The 21655-nt window shown below is 44.3% G+C and carries 22 protein-coding genes; 11 read left to right on the forward strand and 11 right to left on the reverse strand.

The features are described from left to right. The first annotated feature begins 111 nt into the window (after positions 1 to 111). From ACV3PA_RS14920 to ACV3PA_RS14930, 3 genes are all read left to right on the forward strand, one after another. Positions 112 to 582, forward strand: coding sequence for a GNAT family N-acetyltransferase (locus tag ACV3PA_RS14920; RefSeq protein WP_456125147.1), 471 nt, complete (start codon positions 112 to 114; stop codon positions 580 to 582). Between the two features lie 25 nt (positions 583 to 607). After that, positions 608 to 2191, forward strand: a complete 1584-nt coding sequence (locus ACV3PA_RS14925; RefSeq protein WP_053452655.1) for a diguanylate cyclase domain-containing protein — start codon at positions 608 to 610, stop codon at positions 2189 to 2191. Between the two features lie 86 nt (positions 2192 to 2277). After that, complete coding sequence (locus ACV3PA_RS14930; protein WP_456125148.1) at positions 2278 to 3744, forward strand: glycoside hydrolase family 32 protein; 1467 nt, start codon at positions 2278 to 2280, stop codon at positions 3742 to 3744. Between the two features lie 49 nt (positions 3745 to 3793). Here the strand turns inward: ACV3PA_RS14930 and ACV3PA_RS14935 are convergent, their stop codons facing one another. Beyond that, positions 3794 to 4291 (reverse strand): GNAT family N-acetyltransferase, encoded by a 498-nt coding sequence (locus ACV3PA_RS14935; protein WP_053454486.1) that lies wholly within the window; start codon positions 4289 to 4291, stop codon positions 3794 to 3796. A 237-nt stretch (positions 4292 to 4528) separates the two neighbouring features. Between ACV3PA_RS14935 and ACV3PA_RS14940 the strand changes: the two genes are divergently transcribed. Beyond that, positions 4529 to 6691: an ATP-dependent helicase gene (locus ACV3PA_RS14940; protein WP_456125149.1), complete on the forward strand. Its 2163-nt coding sequence runs from the start codon at positions 4529 to 4531 to the stop codon at positions 6689 to 6691. A gap of 51 nt (positions 6692 to 6742) precedes the next feature. Here ACV3PA_RS14940 and mscL read toward each other — a convergent pair whose 3' ends face one another. From mscL to ACV3PA_RS14975, 7 genes are all read right to left on the reverse strand, one after another. Further along, positions 6743 to 7135: a large-conductance mechanosensitive channel protein MscL gene (gene mscL, locus ACV3PA_RS14945; protein WP_053452652.1), complete on the reverse strand. Its 393-nt coding sequence runs from the start codon at positions 7133 to 7135 to the stop codon at positions 6743 to 6745. Between the two features lie 12 nt (positions 7136 to 7147). Continuing rightward, positions 7148 to 8029, reverse strand: coding sequence for a Cof-type HAD-IIB family hydrolase (locus tag ACV3PA_RS14950; RefSeq protein ID WP_053452651.1), 882 nt, complete (start codon positions 8027 to 8029; stop codon positions 7148 to 7150). 75 nt (positions 8030 to 8104) lie between these two features. After that, entirely contained in the window at positions 8105 to 9556 is a 1452-nt protein-coding gene (cls, locus tag ACV3PA_RS14955) for a cardiolipin synthase (RefSeq protein ID WP_456125150.1), read from the reverse strand. 138 nt (positions 9557 to 9694) lie between these two features. Beyond that, positions 9695 to 11104 carry a protoporphyrinogen oxidase gene (gene hemG / locus ACV3PA_RS14960; protein WP_053452649.1) on the reverse strand — a complete coding sequence of 470 codons (1410 nt, stop codon included), beginning with the start codon at positions 11102 to 11104 and terminating at the stop codon, positions 9695 to 9697. Continuing rightward, positions 11094 to 12026, reverse strand: a complete 933-nt coding sequence (gene hemH / locus ACV3PA_RS14965) for a ferrochelatase (protein WP_456125151.1) — start codon at positions 12024 to 12026, stop codon at positions 11094 to 11096. The genes hemG and hemH overlap by 11 nt, the downstream gene beginning before the upstream one ends. After that, a complete protein-coding gene (gene hemE, locus ACV3PA_RS14970) occupies positions 12023 to 13069 on the reverse strand; it encodes a uroporphyrinogen decarboxylase (protein ID WP_053452647.1) in 1047 nt (348 codons plus the stop codon). The genes hemH and hemE overlap by 4 nt, the downstream gene beginning before the upstream one ends. 143 nt (positions 13070 to 13212) lie before the next feature. Further along, positions 13213 to 13515, reverse strand: coding sequence for a MerR family transcriptional regulator (locus tag ACV3PA_RS14975; protein ID WP_023467353.1), 303 nt, complete (start codon positions 13513 to 13515; stop codon positions 13213 to 13215). Between the two features lie 117 nt (positions 13516 to 13632). Between ACV3PA_RS14975 and ACV3PA_RS14980 the strand changes: the two genes are divergently transcribed. Next, on the forward strand, positions 13633 to 14931 hold the full coding sequence (locus ACV3PA_RS14980; protein WP_053452646.1) for an ammonium transporter: 1299 nt from the start codon (positions 13633 to 13635) through the stop codon (positions 14929 to 14931). A 65-nt stretch (positions 14932 to 14996) separates the two neighbouring features. On the opposite strand, the gene ACV3PA_RS14985 is transcribed toward ACV3PA_RS14980, so the two are convergent. Beyond that, positions 14997 to 16133: an ABC transporter permease gene (locus ACV3PA_RS14985; protein ID WP_456125152.1), complete on the reverse strand. Its 1137-nt coding sequence runs from the start codon at positions 16131 to 16133 to the stop codon at positions 14997 to 14999. Continuing rightward, a complete protein-coding gene (locus ACV3PA_RS14990) occupies positions 16130 to 16864 on the reverse strand; it encodes an ABC transporter ATP-binding protein (protein ID WP_053452644.1) in 735 nt (244 codons plus the stop codon). The genes ACV3PA_RS14985 and ACV3PA_RS14990 overlap by 4 nt, the downstream gene beginning before the upstream one ends. Positions 16865 to 17181: 317 nt before the next feature. Between ACV3PA_RS14990 and ACV3PA_RS14995 the strand changes: the two genes are divergently transcribed. Together ACV3PA_RS14995 and ACV3PA_RS15000 are read left to right on the forward strand one after the other, a co-directional pair. After that, positions 17182 to 17430: a GlsB/YeaQ/YmgE family stress response membrane protein gene (locus ACV3PA_RS14995; protein ID WP_053452643.1), complete on the forward strand. Its 249-nt coding sequence runs from the start codon at positions 17182 to 17184 to the stop codon at positions 17428 to 17430. A gap of 32 nt (positions 17431 to 17462) precedes the next feature. Further along, positions 17463 to 17714 carry a GlsB/YeaQ/YmgE family stress response membrane protein gene (locus ACV3PA_RS15000; RefSeq protein ID WP_029340936.1) on the forward strand — a complete coding sequence of 84 codons (252 nt, stop codon included), beginning with the start codon at positions 17463 to 17465 and terminating at the stop codon, positions 17712 to 17714. A gap of 37 nt (positions 17715 to 17751) precedes the next feature. Here the strand turns inward: ACV3PA_RS15000 and ACV3PA_RS15005 are convergent, their stop codons facing one another. Continuing rightward, positions 17752 to 18804, reverse strand: a complete 1053-nt coding sequence (locus ACV3PA_RS15005; protein WP_053452642.1) for a TcaA second domain-containing protein — start codon at positions 18802 to 18804, stop codon at positions 17752 to 17754. Between the two features lie 129 nt (positions 18805 to 18933). On the opposite strand from ACV3PA_RS15005, the gene ACV3PA_RS15010 reads away from it, so the two are divergent. From ACV3PA_RS15010 to ACV3PA_RS15025, 4 genes are all read left to right on the forward strand, one after another. After that, positions 18934 to 19359 carry an HIT family protein gene (locus ACV3PA_RS15010; RefSeq protein ID WP_053452641.1) on the forward strand — a complete coding sequence of 142 codons (426 nt, stop codon included), beginning with the start codon at positions 18934 to 18936 and terminating at the stop codon, positions 19357 to 19359. 114 nt (positions 19360 to 19473) lie between these two features. Further along, complete coding sequence (locus ACV3PA_RS15015; protein ID WP_053452640.1) at positions 19474 to 19815, forward strand: hypothetical protein; 342 nt, start codon at positions 19474 to 19476, stop codon at positions 19813 to 19815. A gap of 83 nt (positions 19816 to 19898) precedes the next feature. Next, positions 19899 to 20468, forward strand: a complete 570-nt coding sequence (locus ACV3PA_RS15020; protein WP_023467344.1) for an HTH-type transcriptional regulator Hpr — start codon at positions 19899 to 19901, stop codon at positions 20466 to 20468. A gap of 259 nt (positions 20469 to 20727) precedes the next feature. Beyond that, a complete protein-coding gene (locus ACV3PA_RS15025) occupies positions 20728 to 21645 on the forward strand; it encodes a peptidylprolyl isomerase (protein WP_456125153.1) in 918 nt (305 codons plus the stop codon). The last annotated feature ends 10 nt before the right edge of the window (positions 21646 to 21655 follow it).

Genomic DNA, 21655 nt, shown 5'->3' on the forward strand with positions numbered 1-21655 from the left:
TGTACGTGATTTTAACAAGAAAAGTTCCATTCCTTACAAATCTGTAATCTGATTCCAAATATAAAGCTTTAATGTTAGAAACTTTATATCAAAAAGGAAAGGAGCCTTCAGATGATTCTTTTTGAAGAAGTGACACGCAATCACTTCTCGATCATTCAATCTCTATATAAAAGCGTACCTGAATATGCATTAATGGAAGAACGTATACTTCCGCTCTCTGATTCAATCTTACAAGAAGAGTTCCTAAATCCTGATACGGTATCATTGATTGGGTATCTTGAAGGAGAACCTGTCTTACTAGTTGATTATCTACCGAAACATCCGCAAGACGGTACGCCTTGGATTGGACTATTCTTACTTGATGCTTCTCAGCACGGTACGGGCACTAGTAGTCGGTTACTCTCCGCTTTTTGTGATCAATTCCTAAGTCAGGAACCTCACATCCATCTCGCAGTCTTATCTGATAATTTTAAAGCCCAGCGTTTTTGGGAAAAACACGGTTTCCGCTACGTGCGAACGAGCATCTCAAACCGCGAGCAACAAGTAGACGTTTATGTATCTGATTCGAACGCGAACAAATGAAAACGTATGAATGGAGTATGACACAATGTCCAGACCCTCAATTCGCTTTGACATCCTGTTAGCAGGATTGATTTCCCTATTATTTTTCAGCATGACACTCTTGTTGACCTTCTTTATTAGTCAACATGCGACAAGCCGGCTTCGATCAGAAGTTGGGATGAATCTGTCAACGACCGCTCACCAGCTATCCGATAAGCTCGATCATTACATGTGGTCACGCTATGCGGAAGTGAAATTGCTCGGCTCCTTGTCAACCATTCAAAAAGAAAATCAAACAACAGAAACGCGCCAAACACTCGAAGAATTACAACGGCAGATCCCTGACTTTTCTTGGATCGGTCGCTTAGATGTCGAGGGTAAGGTCATTGCCTCAACGAATCAGATTCTTGAAGGAACGTCAATTAAAGAACGACCTGTCTTTCAAAAAGCCTTATCACAGCCATTCATTGGTGATGTCCATGAAGCCGTCCTATTAGCGAAATTATTACCAAACCCAAGTGGTGAACCGCTACAATTCGTTGATATCAGTACGCCATTATATGATAAAGGACGATTTTCCGGTGTCCTCGCGACTCATCTCAGCTTCGAATGGGCAAAAGCAATCGAACAAAGTTTTCAGAGTGCTACGTCCTCTCTTCAACAAGTAGATGTCTTCATCATTAGTCAAGACCGAAAAACGATTTTGCTTGGACCGAACGGATGGAGCGGTCAGACATTGCCCGGTAATGTCACACTTTCTGAGAACGCTTCTATGACCGCCTCCTGGAAAGGAAAAGAATTCGTATCAGGTCAAAGTACAAGCAGTGGCTATAAAGAGTATGATGGACTCGGTTGGACGGTTCTCGTGCGTCAACCGACTTCAGTTGCATTCGCTGATGCTGATGCCTTACGTCAAACGATTTTCATCGCTGGATTGATTGCTTCTCTCATTACAGCGGTACTCGGCTGGATGTTAGCAAGACTATTAACACGACCGCTACTAAAAATCACCCACGCGGCACAACAAATGCAGGATGATCCCTCAAAATCACTTCCGAACCATCGCGGAATTAGAGAAATTGAGACCCTAACGGACGCCTTACAACAACTGATTCACCGGTTACTGCATACAGAACAAGAGAAATTAACGTTCGAACGATTGTCGCAACGCGATAGCCTAACTGGTCTTGCGAACCGAAATGGTCTTGCGCAATACATCGAGCAATTGCCTACGGATACGCATTCTATCTACCTCTGTCTGGATTTAGATGGTTTTAAATCAGTTAACGATACATATGGTCACGCCCTTGGTGATCTTCTCCTGATTGAAGTCAGTCAACGGCTAGAACAGTTGCTTCCGCCTGGTGGCTTCGTGGCTCGTCTTGGTGGTGATGAGTTCATCATCGTCTTAACGACACAATCGTTAGTAGAAGCACAATACTTAGGTGAGCAGTGGATTGCTCATGTCTCGATGCCGTATCATTTAGAAGAACAGACCGTAAACATCGGAATGAGTATCGGACTCGCTGAACAAGTGACAGGAGAATCCCTCGAACAGGTCATGCATCGGGCTGATTTAGCACTCTATCGTTCGAAGCAAAACGGCAGAGGATGTATGTCGGTTCATTGACCATTCCGGACGGAGGATTGACAAGCGTTGCTCTCCTCCGTAAGGTGAACGAGAAGCGTATAAATTTTCAACAAGGAGCTGTCAGCATGAATCAATGGACACGTGAAGCACGATATCGTCCCCTCTCGGATGTCGATCCGAGCGTTTACCAAGCGATGAAGGAAGAAGTTCGAACGTCTCCTTGGCGATTTTCCTATCATATTCAACCACCAACTGGACTCTTGAATGACCCGAACGGTTTCGTCTATCACAACGGTCTCTATCATTTATTCTATCAATGGTTTCCACTCGGACCCGTCCATGGGCTGAAGTACTGGTATCACATGACATCAAAAGATCTAGTACATTGGTTTGATGAAGGAGCCGCCTTGATTCCAAATGACGATCCTGATTCGCATGGTGCTTATTCTGGTAGTGGATTCATTAAAGATGACCAAGTCCACATCATGTACACCGGTAACAAGCGGGATGCCGATTGGAATCGTCATACGAGTCAAATCGTCGGACATCTTCGCTCGGATGGTCGAATCGAAAAACATTTACCCCCTGCTATTCCAACTGTTCCTGAAGGGTACACTGAACATTTTCGTGATCCGAAAGTATTTCAAAACGCATCCGGTATGTGGTACTGCATCATTGGTGCACAGCGGAGTGATTTAACAGGATGTACTGTCATTTATCAATCTCAAAATGCAGAGCACTGGACGTTCCTCGGTGAGCTACAGACGAATTATCAGACATTCGGTTATATGTGGGAATGCCCTGACTATTTCGAACTCGATGGAAAAGGTATTCTTCTATTTAGTCCACAAGGGATCGAGCCCGACGGTGCGAACTATCAAAATATTTTTCAGTCCGGTTATTTCATCGGTGAACCATTAGCATTACCAAACTTAGAATTCACACATGAATCATTCCAAGAACTCGACTTCGGATTTGACTTCTATGCGCCACAAACAACAGAGGCAGCAGACGGTCGACGGATTCTCGTTGGTTGGATGGGCTTACCAGATATCAATTATCCTTCTGATATCTATAACTGGGCTCATGCTTTGACATTACCTCGTGAACTATCGATTGAATACGGACAACTTCGTCAACGGCCCGTTCGCGAACTGACACAACTCCGAAAAGAGACGCTGTTTGACGAAACAATTCTTTTCGAACAGAATGTGACGATTGGTGAAGCTGAGATTTTCGAACTCGTCCTTTCAGATCTGAAACTGACGTCTGATTCGTTCCGCTTCTCTGTTCGCCAAGAGGCAGCAGAAGAGACGGTATTCCACTATGATGCTGCGTCTCGTCAATTTTCGATTGATCGAAGTCGTTCAGGTGTGGAAGTGCCTGCCGAATCATTCGGCACTTCGCGGTCGACTGTTCTTACGAAGGACTTGCATACGTTACGCTTGTTCATCGATCGATCTTCATTCGAACTTTTCCTGAATGATGGAGAAGCCGTTGCAAGCGGACGTATTTTCCCGAAAGGATCGAGCCGAGGGATTGAATTCTCAGGTGAAGCCACTGCCCACCTCTCACTCTATGATTTATCATAAATGAACAAAAGCATTTTCCTGAACAGAATCAGGAAAATGCTTTTTTGCTTCACTGCTTTAATCGCAATTCTTTTTCTAAATCGAACGCGAGGATGTGCTGCTCTCCGATTGGTCCCATGACAGACTGTAGCGTATCAACGTATCCCGTCTTGAAATAGAGTGATTTTGCTGCAATGTTCTTTTTATTGACCGCAAGTGTAATCGCTGTGACTTCTGGGAAATGATGATGAACAAACTCCGGTAACTGCATCATCGCTTCTTTTGCGTACCCTTGGTGCTGATGACGCGCATCAATGGAGAAGGCACGTAACAAGACACTTTGTTCGTCGGTTCGATGCGTTTTAGGTGGATTGAGGTGGAGAATAAAAAATCCGACGACGAGCTCATCTTTTTTAATGACAACTGGAAATTTATCTGGGTGGGCAACTGCGTCTGTGACGACATCCGTTGGAAAAGAAGTGAATTGGACTTGCTCTTCCGGAAGAATGAACGCATCACATTGTTCATAATGTTCATTCGTATACATGTGTAATTTCACTACAGACATTCTCATTCCGCCTTCCCTCTTTGTACAGGACAAGAGAGTAATCTCTTACATCTATTCCCATTTTAATGTTTTTATGCTCATTTGCCTAGTTTTTTAAAAGATCTAGCGTCCAAAAGGCTTTTGTCTCTTTATTCCACAGTTCCTCTTTCCGTAATCCATTCTTGCTATTAAAAATGCTACACTAAGGAAAGTTCGATTTAATAAACACGAAATAAAATGCTCGAGGTGAACTGTATCATGCATGAAGATTTTTTCGAACAGATGGAGCGATTGACCGGTATTCAGCTGAATCCTGTTCAACGACAGGCAATCGAACATGACCATGGTCCTTTGCTGTTGCTCGCCTCACCCGGCTCTGGAAAAACAACGACTCTTAATTTTAAGATTGCTTATTTGATTTTACAAAAACGCATCGAACCGCATCGTATTCTAGGTCTGACGTTCAGTAAAGCAGCAGCCCGTGAGATGGCGGACCGATTCTATCATTTGTTCCATGAACTAATCGGAACAACTGCGGCTTTTTCGACGATCCATAGTTTTGCTTTTCAAGTCGTCCGGGATCATACGTCCCAACAACGTCTCTCCTATACGATCATCGAAGGTCCGATGGATCAACAACATCCAAATGCTCCACATAAACGGATGTTACTCCGAAGGATTTTCCAAGAAATCAATCGAAGTGTCGTCACTGATGATCAGATGGATGAGTTATTACGAATGATTTCCTTCGTCAAAAACCGTCTTCTTTCTTTAAAGGAAATCAAGGCAGTTCCGACGACGATCAAACATTTTCCTGACATCTATGTCGCATATGAACAATTCAAATCGCGTGATCCATTACATCCCTTACTCGACTTTGATGATATGTTGACGTATGCGAATACGATTCTTGAACAAGACCGTCGTTTATTGCAACATTACCAACGTCGTTTCGACTATATCTTAACGGATGAGAGTCAAGATACGTCACTTGTCCAACATCAATTGGTTGAAAAGCTAGCCTTACCACACAATCGTCTTTGTGTTGTCGCCGATGATGATCAGACGTTATACAGCTGGCGTGGCGCAGACGCTTCTAAAATTTTGCACTTCAAGGATACGTATCCAAATGCGACAGTCCTATACATGGAACAAAATTATCGTTCGTCTCAAGACATCGTCTCGGTTGCTAATCAATTCATTCAGCGTAATAAAGCACGCTATCCAAAACAGATGTTTACAGAGAATGATTCTGTTCGTCCGATCATCTTAGAAACACTACCTACTTACGAGGATCAAACTCGCTATCTATTGAACCAATTACGAACAGAGACGAATTATCGTGAAGTAGCCATCTTATATCGCAACAATGCCTCATCGATTAATGTGATGAACGCCTTGGATCAAGCAAACATTCCGTTCTACATTAAGGATGTCGACCATAAATTCTTCAGTCATTGGATTTTGAAGGATATTTTAAACTTCATGACATTCGCACAAGATCCGACAGATATCGAGGTTTTAGCAACCATTCATACAAAGTTTGCCGGGTACATCTCAAAAGCTCAGCTCGCTCAACTACAGCAGTTCGGTACAGGTGAGTCTTTGTTTGATCTACTCATCAATAAAATTGATATGAAGTTCTATCAAAAGAAACAACTTCAGCAAATGAAGCGCACCTTCGCTTCGATTCAGACTGTTCGACCGTCCGCTGCGCTATCCTTGATTCGTCATGAGCTAGGCTATGAAAAGAATTTGCGAAAAATGAGTGAGAGTCTTGGTTTTAGCCTCGATCACTTGCTCGAGACATTGAATACGATTGATAATATCGCGAGCGATGTACCGACGTTACTCGCCTTCCGCGAACGGATATCGCATCTTGAACAATTAATGCGTGATGCCAAACAAAATAAAAATCAAAATGCAGTCACCCTTTCAACCTTTCACAGTGCGAAGGGACTCGAATTTGATCGTGTCTTCATGATTGATTTAGTCGCGGGTATTCTTCCATCCGCTGATACGATTAAGGCCTATAAGAACGGACAACTCGATGATATGGAAGAAGCAGCACGATTGTTTTATGTTGGGATGACACGAGCCCGTCACGAGCTACATCTCCTTTCGTATCGATTTAAATCGAAGTCGTTCGATGTTTCCCCATTCGTCGAAGATGTTCACCGTCTCGTTACGCCGGATGATGCCAAACGGAAGACAGAACGTCAGCGCCCTGCTGTTGCAACAAGAGCTAGTGTTCCTCCGTTACCGATTACCGAGAACATGCGTGTCTCTCATACGGCGTTTGGTCCAGGGACGGTTTTGCATCTGGTCGATGACGTATTAGAAATTTCGTTCGATCAAGGAATGAAGAAACAGCTATCACTACAAGTCTGTTCCGAGAATGCCTTACTCGAAATTTTATGAGCTAAAAAAGCCTGTTTCACATGTAGATGTGAAACAGGCTTTTTGTATACGTCAGTTTTTCGTTGATGACCCATTTTGACGAATCAGGGCATCCCGAATTTCTGTTAATAATTTTTCTTCTGTCGTCGGGACTGCTTCTTCTTCAACGACTTCTTCCTTTTTCCGGAACGAAGTAATGCCTTTAACAAAGATGAACAGAGCAAAGGCAATCAATAAGAATTCAATACTCGCTTGAAGAAATTGACCATATTGTAACTCCGCATTTCCGACCATGACTGATAATCCTTTGACATCAATGCCACCAATGATGATTCCGATCAACGGCATGAAGACACTGTCGACGAGCGACTTGATGATACCGCTAAAGGCTGCACCAAGAATGACCCCGACCGCTAAATCAATCACATTCCCGCGAAATGCGAACTCCTTGAAGGCCTTAAACATGAAACGTCCCCCTTACCAAGCACGGGACGCCAACTGCTGAATCGCATATCCGACGCCGTGCTCATCGTTTGTTTTCGTCACGTGATGGGCGATTGCTTTTGCTTCATCGTGACCATTCCCCATCGCAATCGCCTTGCCAGCAACTTTGAACATCGGAAGATCGTTCAAGTTATCGCCGATGACAGCAACTTGTTCAATCGGTACACCGAGATGATCGGCAAGAATTTTGACCGCTGTTCCTTTATCAGCACCAACTGCCATGACTTCGATGTTATCATGTCCTGACGACGTAACATATACACCGTCGACCTTCTGTTCGATTTCTTGCCAAATCGTTTTCATTAATTCTTGATCAAATGAAAACGAAATGAACTTGAACACTTGACCCGCTTGATTGCGAATGTACGAGCGGAATCCATCAATCATCTTGACATCTTCATGGACATAATAACGATCGTGGAAGAAATCAAGGACTTGTTTTGCCCGATCACTTTCTTCACTTAGCTCTTTCAGCGAATCGTAGGCTGCATCGATCGTTGCCCCCTGTGCTGTCACGAGTCCTTGATCACAGAACATCTCGAAGAAAACTTCATATTGGCTGATGATGCCGTAAATTTGTTGCGCTTGCTCCGTCGTTAACGTCGTCGCACTCAATTCTTCTCCATCGACCGTCATGACGCGCGCTCCGTTTGAGGCGATAATCGGACAGTGAATACCTGCTGCATCCGTTAATTCCTTCGCGTTTAAGTAGTTACGTCCTGTTGCGATTGCAAATTCTACACCTTGCTCGCGTGCTGCTTCAATTGCTTGAATCGTCTCCGGTTCAATTCGTTGTTTACCCGAAAGAACGGTACCATCCATGTCTGATACGAGTAGTTTGATTGGATTTGTCATCGTCTTCACTCTCCTCTTTTTCTCTTTCCATACCACTATACCATTTTTCACATTTTGGCTGGTCCTAAACACCATTTACAAGATTGGTGACAGTAAACGTGAAATACTTTCTTTGAATTTGATCATTCTTGAACGTGCCGCATAGGACTCGACCGTCATGAGTTTCGAGACGTCACAATCAGCTAGGAAAAGTCGTTCCAATTCAGTTGCGATACCTTGATCATAGACAATCGTATTCATCTCAAAATTCAAACGAAAACTTCGCGCATCAATATTCGTTGTTCCAACTGAAGCAATTTCGCCATCGACGACGATTGTTTTCGCATGCAAAAATCCAGGCTCATACGTATAGACGTTAGCTCCGTAAGACAGCAGCTCTCCTACAGCAGCAGTCGTTGCCCAGTAAACGAAAGGATGATCCGGTTTGTTCGGGATCATGATGCGCACTTCCACTCCTGATAATAAGGCTGCCTTACACGCATCTAAATAACTCGTGTCTGGAATGAAATAAGGCGATTGGATATAAATCGTTCGTTTCGCTTCGTTGATCATCTTGATCAAGGCAAGCTTTAAATATTCTGAGCGAGAATCCGGTCCAGACGTGACGATTTGCATCGGTAAAATATCATGAATCGTATGTGTTCCGTAGTAAAACAGCGATTTTTCCGTGTAGATATCACTTGCTTGGTTCCAGTCGAGAATAAAGCGATCCAGTTGATCGTGAACGACGTCACCTTCTAAACGAAAATGCGTATCTCGCCAGTAGCCGAACTTTTCATCGATTCCGAGATATTCTGTACCAACGTTAAATCCACCGATATAACCAATGCGACCATCGATGATACAGGATTTACGATGATTGCGATTATTTAATCGAAAATTGACGAACCCGATCGTCGACGGAAAAAAGGCAAACACTTCCCCACCGTGTGCTAATAACTCCTTAAAATCTGTTCGTTTGAGGCTACGTGAACCGACAGCATCGTATAACAGTCGAACTTTGATCCCGCGGCGGGCACAGTCAGTTAATGTATCAATCAACGCTAATCCGAGGCGGTCCTTTTGAATGATGTAGTACTGAATATTCACTTCATGCTCAGCCTGTTGAATATCTTGAATCATCCGATTGAACTTCTGTTCCCCATCTGAAAGGATCTGCAATTGATTCGAAAGACTGAGTAGCGAACCGTTCGACATCAAATTCATTCGAATCATGTCTCGGTGTTTTTGAATCATCGGATGTCTTCCCATCGTCGTTAATTCTTTTTTCTGCAAAGTAATCCGTCTATCATGTTCCAATTGTTCTTCTTCCGTGATCCGATAAAAATTCGTTTTTTTCAATAGTCTTCCGAAAAAGAGATAGACGAAAAATCCGACGAGTGGAACGAAATACAAGATAAATACCCATGCCCACGTCGCTCCAATATCGCGCCGTTCCAGAAAAATAACCGTTAAAACAGCTAAGATATTCATGATAAGCAATCCGTAAACGATGATGATCGTGAACGTACTCCATACTTCCACCATACAATTACCTCCCGTTTCAACGGTATCCTTCAATTTTTTGATTCCTCTGTTTCTTATTCCCGTTTCCTTCCTCGTCATTCTTCTGAAGACAAAAAAACCTTTTTAAAGCACGAAAGGCTTCAAAAAGGTTTCCATCGATCATGACTCTTGGCACGGTTCCGGTTGTTGTAACGCCATTTGTTCAAGTGTCGTTTTGACACCTGCGACACAATCTGGCAGTCCAACACCATCATAGGCAAGTCCTGCTAAATAAATATGTGGATAATGAGAAGCGACAGTGTCTCGCACTTCTTGAATCCGTTCCGCATGTCCGACCGTATAGGCAGGTAATCCATCTAATAAACGACTGATAACGATGCGTTCCGGTTGAAGTGCACGACCACAAATTTTTTCTAGATCTTCTAAGACGACGCGCTCGATCACTTCGTCTGATTCTCGAACGAGGGCGTCTTTCCCAGGACGTCCAATGAAGGCACGAAGTACCGTATGATTCGGTGCTGCATGATTCCATTTTTGATCAATCGCCGTGCACGCTGTAATCGAATACGGTGCTCGACGATTGACGATGAACCCTGTCCCATCAATTGGTAACGCTGTTTCCTTGTCAAAAATCAATGTGACGGTCGCTGTCGAGTGTGTCGAAAGGTTCGCGAGTCCGGGAAGTGTTACTTCTGGTAACAAGGAAACGACTTGGCGATGTGGGATCGTCAATAAAATATCATCAGCGAACTCCGGACCATGGTCTGTTTCGAGACGATACCGTCCGTCGTTCTCACGTTCGATTGATCGAAGCGGTGTTTCGAGACGAATCTCTGTCCGTTCGAGCACTTCTTCCAATCGTTCGACGAGCGATTCGAGTCCTGTTGCGAGCGACAAGAATTGACCTGTCGCTTTGAGCGTCGGACCTTGTTGCTGATCAAGCGGACGCATGAGGCGCATCCCCTCAAACAAGCTTCCTGCCTTTTGCTCATTCGCGACAAATTGTGGATATGTCGCAAACGTGCTCATCCGGTCGATATCCCCCGCATAAATACCTGAAAGAAGCGGTTCGATCAACTTCTCGACGAGTGCATCCCCTAGGCGTGGACGCAAGTATTCCCCTAGTGGAATATCTCGTTCCGGAATCGTTAAATCAGCAGCAGGATGGAGCAATCGCTCCGTCACTTCTGCTTTTTCCTCTTCCGTCAATAGAGAGGTTTGTACGAACAACTCTAAATCCGTCGGGATTCCCATCACGGCACCTTTCGGAATTGGATGAAGACCACGCGCATCTAAGATATAGGCTTGCGACGTATTGTTCCGAACGAGCTGATTGCCTAATCCAATCTCTTCGATGAGATCGGTCAGCACGTGTTTTCGTGCAACATACGAATCTGGACCACGTTCGATCGTTAGTCCTTCATCTCGGAATGTCGCTACCTTCCCACCGAGACGACCTTCTGCCTCGAGTAACGTGATGTTCATATCCGGAAACTGTTTCTCTGCATAGTAGGCAGCCGCAAGTCCTGAAATACCGCCGCCTACGATGACGAGACGTTTACTGGACATAACTACCCACCTGTTTCGCAACGGCTTCCGTGACAGCTTTCATGAAAGCTGGATCCGCATTTGGCATGACAGGTCGAGCATAATGAATTCCGAGTTCGTCGCAGACGACTTTACATTCGTAATCATTATCGAACAATACTTCTAAATGATCGGCAACAAAACCAACCGGTACGTAGACGAACGCTTCGTACCCTTTTTCTTCATAGACGTCCCGTGTCAGATCCTGAACATCAGGTCCGAGCCATGGTTCTGGCGTTTGTCCAGCTGATTGCCAACCTGTGATCATATGCGATACACCAGCACGTTGGGCGATCAATTCTGCAGTTTCTTTCAATTGGTCTGGGTATGGATCACCGTTTGCAATGATTTTCTCAGGCAGACTGTGTGCTGAAACAACGAGCACGGCTTTTTCTTCAGGTACTGGTAAAGCGTCGAACGTCTTGCGGATTTCTTTTCCCCACCAATCGAGGAACGCTTCTTCTTTATACCAAGATTCAACAGATGCGAGGCGAATACCATGTTGATCCGCGACTTCCTTCGCACGACCATTGTACGAACGGATACTGAACGTAGAGTAATGTGGTGCTAAAACGACCGTGACCGCTTCTGTGATGCCGTCTTTTGCCATTTGCTCGACAGCATCCTCAACGAACGGTTCAATATGTTTTAGACCAAGGTAGAGTTTAAACTCAATCTCGCCCGCGTATTTCTCAGACAATTGACGGTGCAACTCTTCTGCTTGATCAATCGTGACTTGCGCGAGTGGTGAGACACCCCCGATTGCTTCGTAACGTTCCGTCAACTCTGCCAATGCTTCGGGAGTCGGTTTGCGTCCACGTCGGATGTGCGTGTAATAACGCTCGATATCTTCTGGTTTATACGGCGTACCATACGCCATGACAAGTAATCCTAACGTCTTCATTTTCCTACCTCCATTTTTTCTTTCGAATAATCATGGATAAATGCAGTCAAACGTTTCAATACTTCTGGATCGACTTCTGGAAAAATACCGTGACCGAGGTTAAAGATGAAGCCTGGTTGCTTCATACCCATATCGAGAATCTCTTTCGCTTTTGCTTCAAGGATATCCCATGGTGCTAATAGGTAAGATGGATCGAGGTTTCCTTGGACAGGTTTCGTTAAACCACGCTCACGTGCTTCATCGATCGACAAACGCCAATCAAGTCCGACGACGTCTAACGGTAAGCTGTGCCATTCTTCTGCCAAATGACTCGCCCCTACACCAAACATGATCATCGGTACACCCGTGTCTTTTAATTCCGTGAAAATACGTTCCATCGTCGGCTTGATATAACGGACATAATCTTTCCGGCTTGTCGTTCCGACCCATGAATCAAAGATTTGGAACGCTTGGATCCCTGCATCTACTTGTGATTTGATGTAATCGATGACCATGTCACCTAGTTTCTCCATTAAGGCATGCCATACCTCAGGTTGTCCATACATCAATGCTTTCGTTTTATGGTATCCCTTTGAAGGTCCACCTTCAATCATATAGCTCGCAAGTGTAAATGGTGCTCCAGAAAAACCGATCAACGGTACTTCGAGTCGTTCGCGCAACAAACGAATCGTCTCATAGATATACGGAATATCTTCGCGGTTGAACGGCTGCAGTGCTTCGACATCCTCCATTGTGCGAATCGGGTTCGCGATGACTGGACCAATGCCACTCTTGATTTCGACATCAACGCCCATCGATGGAAGTGGTGTCATGATATCTTTATACAGAATCGCTGCATCGACCCCTAATTGTTTTACAGGTAGTTCTGTCACATATGCGCCTAGCTCCGAGTCATGTGTGATCTCGAAAAGCGTCCGTGTCTTCTTGATTTCACGATATTCCGCTTGATAACGACCTGCTTGTCGCATGTACCAGACGGGAACGTGATCAATCTGCTCGCCACGGATCGCCCGCAAAAACGTATCATTGAATTTCTTCATCATAACTACCCCTTTATACTCGTTCTAACGCCCCAAAAAAACGTACGATAAGTTTGTGAACACAGAAACATTATATCTGAAATTAAGAAGTCTGTGCCAATAAATCGTTTACAAAATGACAGTTCTGTTACCAGTTCATGAAATGTTCACTGTTTCTTGTAAAGACCGAATGCAGCATTTAATTGACCACGGATCAAATCAGAACGTTGCTGTTCCGTTACCTTCCGTTCTTTTTCACGTATTTCATGTGTCCGCCAACCATCTTCAATTTTTTCCGCGACTTCAACGAGTCGCTCGACATCCGTAAATGAATATTTTCGCGTCTTTCCATTTGTCCGTTCTGGAAAGATTAGTTTTCGTTCTTCATAGTAACGAATCTGACGTTCCGATAATCCGGTCAATTCACAGACGATTCCAATCGACATCACCTTTTTTTCACGGTAGTTCATCTTCGTCACTCCTTTCCACAAAAATACCATGTCAGATTTTCTGACACAACACGTTTCTTCCAAAGTGTTTCCGTCTAAAGTAAACACATACTTTAAATGGATAAAGGAGGAACGACAATGAAACTGGAACAACTCGCTATCTCAGTCGATACGTTTTATGTCTTATTCGCAGCACTGCTCGTCTTTACGATGCAAATCGGATTCTTACTTCTAGAAACAGGGATGTTACGGGCCAAGAACGCAGGGCATGTCGCCGTCAAACAGATCATCAGCTTCTCAGTCGCCGCCCTCGCCTTTTGGGCAATTGGATTTGGATTGACCTTTGGCGATGGTAATTCCATTATCGGAACGGAAGGGTTCTTCTTACATGGAGGATTCAGTAGCCTTGATTGGTCGAACATCACGATCGATGTGAAATTCCTCTTCCAACTCTCATTCGTCGCTGTCTCCCTTGCGATTGCTTGGGGTGGATTCGCAGAGCGCGCTAAATTATCCGTCTACCTGTTGTTTGGAACGTTTTTCGTTGCTATCATCTATCCGATCATTGCACGTTCCGTTTGGGCAGGTGGATTCCTCGGTTCGCTCGGAATGCAAGACTTCGCTGGATCAACGGTCGTTCACTTACAAGGCGGAATTGCCGCACTCGTTGCTGCTCTATTGCTCAAGAAACGAATTGGTGCTGAAAAAACGCCTTTACTCGGACACAATGTCATCTACTCTGTCGTCGGTGCTTTTATTCTTTGGTTATGTTGGTTCGGATTCAACGCCGGTTCGACATTAACGATTGCCGACGGATTCTTTAGTTATGTCGCCTTAACAACATTACTTGCGACTGCAGCAGGTGCACTCGGCGCACTCGCCATCTCATTCTGGCACCGCCGTGTCGCAGATATCCCATCAATCATCAATGGTGTCCTAGCTGCACTTGTTGCGATTACAGCAGCCTGCGCCTTCGTTGAACCATGGGCAGCCGTCGTCATCGGATTCCTTGCTGGTGTGATCACGTATGGCACAAGCATACTTCTCGCAAGTCGCGTTGATGATCCGCTTTGTGCCTTCTCCGTCCATGGTGTCGCTGGTATCTGGGGAACACTCGCAACTGGATTCTTCGCTTCACCACGTCTTGTTGAAATCACAGGCATCGGACAAGCAGGTCTCTTCTACGGTGGCGGTTTTACGCAACTCGGTGTTCAAGCACTCGGTGTCGTCTTCGCTATCGTCATCGTCAGCGTCTTGAGTTACGCTTTCTTAAAGGTACTCGATCTTACGATTGGCCTTCGGATTACTCGGGAAGATGAACTTCGTGGACTCGACGTTGCTGAACATGGTCAAGCTTCTTACGATCTTCCAGCTCCGGTCAGCAAAGAATTACGGATGGTCGAAGAAGAAGAGCTATCAAACGAACGCGTCAATTAATAATGGGTAATGAACAAGAGCCTACACGATGAGAGTTCATCGTGTAGGCTCTTTCTAATTGTCTATCATTTTCGTGCATAATACTCGCCGATCATAAGTGCCAAGGCTGCTCCACCAACGACATAAATGGACCCGCTTAAAAAGAAACCAATCAGTGTCAGTACGATGCATTGACTGATGGATGCGAAGCGAATGATTTTCCGTTTAGCGTTTACGGAATTTCCATACGGCAATAGACGGGTCAATAGGTGCTGATCCACTGCTTTCGTAAATGGTGCCAACTGAAAACTCGTTAGTCCGCTAAACGCTGGAATCGCTAACGCGACGAACCAAACGTTACCGCTTGCCAACCACATGAAGACAGCTCCAATTAACGTCAAACGAACAATTAATCCGATTCCGTCTCCACTCCGAATAAATTGTTTGACGTACAAGTAATCAAATGTCGTTTGCGCCCGGTACGGAATTCGCTCGACCATGTTGCTTAGAAGACGACGTCGTTTGTACATTGCTGACAGGTGTGGAACATCGACGAACCAATTCGCTAACCGATAAAATCGATCGCGCGATTCCTGCTCAAGCGCAATCCATTCGCGAAGCGGAAGGTGGTCCTGACGCTTCAAATGGAGTACGACCATTAGGAGAAGTGCGACGACGATCGCCATCCACGCCATGTCGATGATGACGAGAAGTGCTGCTCCGAACGCGTATAACATCACCGTCCGATGTGCAATCCCTTCAAGCTTTGATAAATTCGCTGCCGCTCCGAACAATGCAAGCGATGCTCCAAGCAAAACAAGTTCAAGTGGTGTCGTCTGTTCCGTCCGAACATAGAGGACGACAACCGCTAAAAACGGAATCACCGCACGGATGATACCAAAGACTGCATTATACGCTCGTACTTGTTGCATAAACCCTGATAGCCGTGCTAACACCGGTAATAGAAAAACTTGATCCGCCTCGACGAGAAACGTCCGACTCGTCCGGTAAAGCGGTAATATTAAAAATAAAGCGGCCATGACGAACCGACCAGGAAACGTTGGATCGAGTTGATCAAGGAAACGACCATAAACAACTAAACCGTACAAAATAACGAAGTACACGGTAAACAATAGTCCACCATTCGCCATGTATCTTGTGTATTTCACCGTTTCCGTCATCGCCGCCTGATACCGTTCCTTCCATAAGGATTGGCTGTTCATCGTTCCGCCTCCTCGATCGCGGCAACGTACAGATCATCTAACGTTCCATCTTGTAATCCATATCGTGCGCGTAAAGCGGCTGTCGTCCCTTCCGCTGCAATGTGTCCCTCATGTAAGAGTACAAATCGATTACAATGCCGTTCTGCTGTCTCAAGAATATGCGTCGACATTAAAATCCCTTTACCATCCTGCTTGAGTTCACTAAAAATTTGTAGTAATTCGCGAATTGCGAGCGGATCGAGTCCAACGAACGGTTCATCGACGATCAACAGCTCACTGCCTGTGACGAGTGCACACAAGATCATCGCTTTTTGTTTCATTCCTTTTGAGAAGACACTGGGAAACCATTCTAGTTGCTTCGTCATCCGAAGCCGTTCAGCGTAATGTTGCGCACGTTCTGTCGCGATTGCTTCTTCGACGTCATATCCTTGCGCCATCAGTCGAAGGTGCTCCCGTAACGTCAGTTGTTCATATAACATCGGCTGTTCTGGAATGTATGCGACTTGACGACGATAGTCGGTTTCGTTCGTTGCTAAATCCATTCCATTGATTCGAACTGATCCCGTCTTGACTGGTAAAAGACCAAGAATGTGCTTGATCGTCGTTGATTTCCCCGCACCATTTAAACCAATCAAACCGACGAGTTCGCCCTGATCGACTTCGATATTGATGTCATGCAGAACGGTTTTTGATCCGTATCCTCCTGACAAACCTTTGATATCTAATAACATATTTGCCACTCCCTTTAGCCTCATCGTAAAGTAGATTCTGTTAATTTTTCTAGCTTAACGCCTAGTTTTTTTAAATATAATGTTTTAATACTTGTTTTTTCGGCAATTACTCTAAGTGTAATCGTTACATCAATATATGAAAACGATTTACATGCAAATTGAAAGTGAAATCAATGAATCGTTCATTCATTCTTTATCAAGTGGTCTAATCATCTAGTCCTTTTATCGAACGAACGATTTCAGATTTTTTCATTTTCGCACGTGTTTATAACTGCCTGAAAACAGGTAAAACTAATATGTAGAGGAGATGTTTAAAAATGGGATTCTTATGGGCATTAATCGTTGGTGGTCTCATCGGTTGGATCGCAAGTCTTATTATTGGGAAAGACGTACCGGGTGGCATCATCGGTAACATCATTGCTGGTTTCATCGGTTCGATGATCGGTCAAGCTATCTTTGGTTCAATGGGACCGAAACTTGGCGGATTTGCTGTCATTCCGGCTATTCTCGGAGCAGTCATCTTGATCTTCATCGTTTCAGTTATTCTCCGGGCAGTACGTAAGTAATCATATATTCTAATCGAAAAGGAGTGTTTTAAATGGGATTCTTATGGGCATTAATCGTTGGTGGTATTATTGGTTGGTTAGCAAGCTTGATTTTAGGTAAAGATGTTCCAGGTGGTATTATCGGTAACATCATCGCCGGTTTTGTCGGTGCATTGATCGGTCAAGCATTATTCGGAGATTGGGGTCCAATGGTCGCTGGATTCGCAATCGTACCTGCTTTACTTGGTGCTATTATTCTTATCCTCATCGTATCGTTCATTCTCCGTGCGGTGAATAAACGATAAACAAAAATTCCCCCGGACAGATGTTCGGGGGATTTTTTTAGTCTTTCAATTGTAACCACATGCCATCTTCTCGCTCGACAACTCGCTTTTCTGCTCGTAAATTCAACCATTCGAACACACCTTCAAGAAAACTAGATGGATACTCCCAAATCGTACCGACTTGTTCTCGCTTCTTTCCTTCTGGTTTTCCAGCGATGGCTTCAAGTTCTTCTGGCGTCTTATTCAAGCGAATTAATAACTCATCGACTTGACCTGACTGATAGGTCACTTCATACCCATCGTATCGTGCTCGATTGGCGACCGTCGAATCAGGCGTTCCGAACGTATTCTCAAACGAATCACGCGAACGTCCAAGGTATCCGGTCATCGTATCGATACTTTTCCCGGTCCGCGCTTTCACTTCTGTCTCTAGTAACGTTTTGATATCGACCGCATATTCGTTCGACACCGTCGTGTTGAACTGATCGGCTAATTTAAAATCAACTGTCGCGTTCGGTTCATCTCCGAGTTGTACGGTCTTCGACTCCTGAACCGTTTGTCCTGACTGCTCCGCACTCACCTGAACATCGTATTCTCCCGGAGAACGCTTGATTTCAAGTGATTTCTGATCAATCGTTCCGATCTCTTCTCCATCGAGTGAAACTTCTGTCTTAGGCACATCACTCGAAACAGTCAATCGTTGAAGGTTCACATCAAGAGAGTACCGGTCATACCAAAGCCATCCTTCCTCTTCTTTTAACGTAAACACGTGTATTTTTACCTGTTTCCCTGCGTCTTGATCCTGTTTGACTTGTGCGACGACCCGATCCGTTCGCTCTGAATCAGCCGTCAACCAATTAATGAGTCGCGTCGCTTCACTCAGCGGCAACGACTTACCATTCATCGTGACTAGCTTCTGGAATCCACGCTGATCCTTTTCCTTCAGTAAACTGGCAAGTCGCTCGTCGGTTCGTTCAAGCTTCGATGCCTCTTGCATATTACGCCCGAACCAAAAGGCAAATAATAAGAAAAGACCGACCATGATGATGCTACCGATGAGCAGTCGCTGTTTTCGTTTTTTTTGTGCTGTCGAGGCTACTCGTGATGCCATGCAGTTCGCTCCTTTTCTTCATTAGCTGTATGTGTCTAAGTGTATCGACTTCAAATTGACTGTCAATCGTGCGGAAGTCGGAAACTTTCCGTATACTAATACTATCTTACCCAAAGGAGTGAACGTCCCATGCAAAAAGAGTCATGCATCTTCTGTAAAATCGCTCGAAAAGAAGTCCCAGGTCATATCGTTTTCGAGAACGAACAAGTTCTCGCATTTCTCGACTTGTCACAAGTGACAAAAGGACATACGCTCGTCATCCCTAAACAACATGCAGATAACATGTACGACCTCTCTCCTGAACAGGCACAAGATATATTTGCGACGATTCCGCAAATCAGCCGTGCGCTACAACAAGAAACTGGTGCAGCCGGGATGAATCTTTTGTCGAACACAGGAAAAGTAGCGGGTCAATCGGTATCCCACTTCCATCTCCATCTTATCCCGCGTCACGATAAACAAGACGGCTTTGGTGCAAAGTGGGAAGTTCATAACGAGGAATACACGACGGAAGAATTAGCTGAACTCGCAAATTCGATCGCCTCACGTATCTAAGTTTGTTCTTTTTCTTCTATTATTAGAAAAATATTGCCGAAATAGGTTTCTTCCATTCAATTTTCGGTAAAATAATATGAAACAAATATTTTAATATTAAAAAGGAGGTTCAGTATGTCGAAGCGTCCCCCCCGTAATTGGGTCGCTTTTGGTGCTACGCTAACACTTGTGACTTTTTACGGTCTGAAGGCGCTTCGCCAAGGTACGAAAAGCGACTCTTCGAACGGTCATCAACGTCGAAATTCTTATTCTACAATCGTAACGAATGTGCAGGATTTGACCCTAGAGGGCAAGAACTTAGTAGAGACAGCAAAAGCGTCTGGTATGCACTTCAAAGAAGAAGTCATGCAGAGCGTCTCGGAATACCAAACGGAAGTCCAAGCATCGCTCACGAAAATCCAGTCTCTCGCTGATGAAGCGAAACAGGAAGCAGACCAACTTTCTCCACAAAAGTAAGATCCGTTGCTTCGATTTGTTTTTGTATAGTTTGCATTTTGCGCGTTTGAGCCATTGTCACCTTTCGAAAGGATGAGTCAGATATGGAACACGAAAAGTTATATCCTGGACAAGAAGCATTGTTGTATAGCCACAAGATTGTCCAGTTAAGCAAAGCACTATGGAAAACGGTAGAAAAAGATTGGCAAAACTGGATCAAGCCTTTTGATCTGAACATTAACGAACACCATATCTTATGGATTTCGCACGCACTAGGTGGCGCATCGATTTCTGAGATTGCGAAGTATGGTGTCATGCACGTCTCGACGGCATTTAATTTCTCGAAGAAGTTAGAAGACCGCGGACTGTTGACGTTCTCGAAAAAGGAAACTGATAAACGAAATACCTACGTCCAGTTAACGCCGGAAGGTGAATCACTCTTACTTGAGACGATTCAAGCATTCCGTCCTGAAGAAAACGGCGTCTTCCGTGCCTCACTTCCTCTTCAGGAACTGTACGGGAAATTCCCAGAATTAACGGACATCTCCGCGATTGTACGTCGCTTATACGGCGATAGCTTCATGGATATATTCGCCGAAACATCGAAAATGATCACGGAAGAAGCAGATCGTCGTCCGCAAGATCCAGTCATGGACTCGATCAAAAAAGCATAACATCGTCAAAAGCGTTTTAGCCTTTAGCTAGAATGCTTTTTTTAGGTCTTTTTTCCTCATGACAAGGACATTACTACTATGTCTCAAGAGCGTTATTTCCCTCACAATTTCCCATAAAAATTATCCTCAACCGGCTACTTGGATATGATAGCATGGAAAAGAGCAAGTATCTCTTGGAATGACAAGATACAGCTGTCAACCAGACGAGAATATGATATGATAAAACGGTTGAAATAAATGGTAAATTAGGGGTGTATGTATGAAAAAGAAATTGTTAGGCGCAGCAGCAGTCGCAAGTGTATTTACGTTAGCAGCATGTGGATCAAATGACGAAGCCGTCATCAATTACAAAGGTGGCGAAGTCAACAAGGCTGACGTCCAAGAAGAAGCATACGAAAAAGCTGGTGCTCAAATCGCCTTCCAGCAAACGATGAACAAATTGCTTGAGAAGAAGTACGGCAAAGAAGTCACAGATAAAGAAGTCGAAGCAGAAGTCAAGAAAACTAAAGACCAGTTCCCAGATAAAGAGCAGTTCAATACAACATTGAAATCTGCTGGAATCAAGAACGAAAAAGAATTCGAGACAGTTCTTCGTACACAAATGCTCTTAACGGAAGCAAAATCTGCGAAATCAAAAGTAACAGATAAAGAAATCCAAGAGCGCTTTGATCAAGAAAAAGTCGAAGTCAAAGCAAGCCACATCCTTGTTGCAAAAGAGTCAGAAGCAAAAGACATTAAAAAGCAATTAGATGAAGGTGCAGACTTCGCGAAACTTGCTAAATCAAAATCTACTGACACAGGTAGTGGTGCAAAAGGTGGAGACCTTGGTTACTTCACAAAAGGTAAAATGGTCAAGGAATTCGAGGATTACGCGTTCAAGGATGGCGTTGAAGGTAAAATCTCCGATCCGATCAAAACACAGTTCGGTTACCACATCATCAAAGTAGTCGATCGTAAAGAAAAGAAAGACTTTACGCTTGATAAAGAAAAAGCACGCATCAAAAAAGCACTTGCTGAAGAAAAAGCAGCACAAGTCAACCCGAACGATATCTACCGTTCACTCATGAAAGAATACGATGTCAAAATCGAAAATAAAGACTTCAAAGATGCTTTCGATTTAGACAAACAAGAACAACAACAGATGCAACAACAAATGATGCAACAACAACAGCAGTAATCAAAAAAGG

The organism is Exiguobacterium sp. EA-TM-5 (assembly GCF_053878415.1).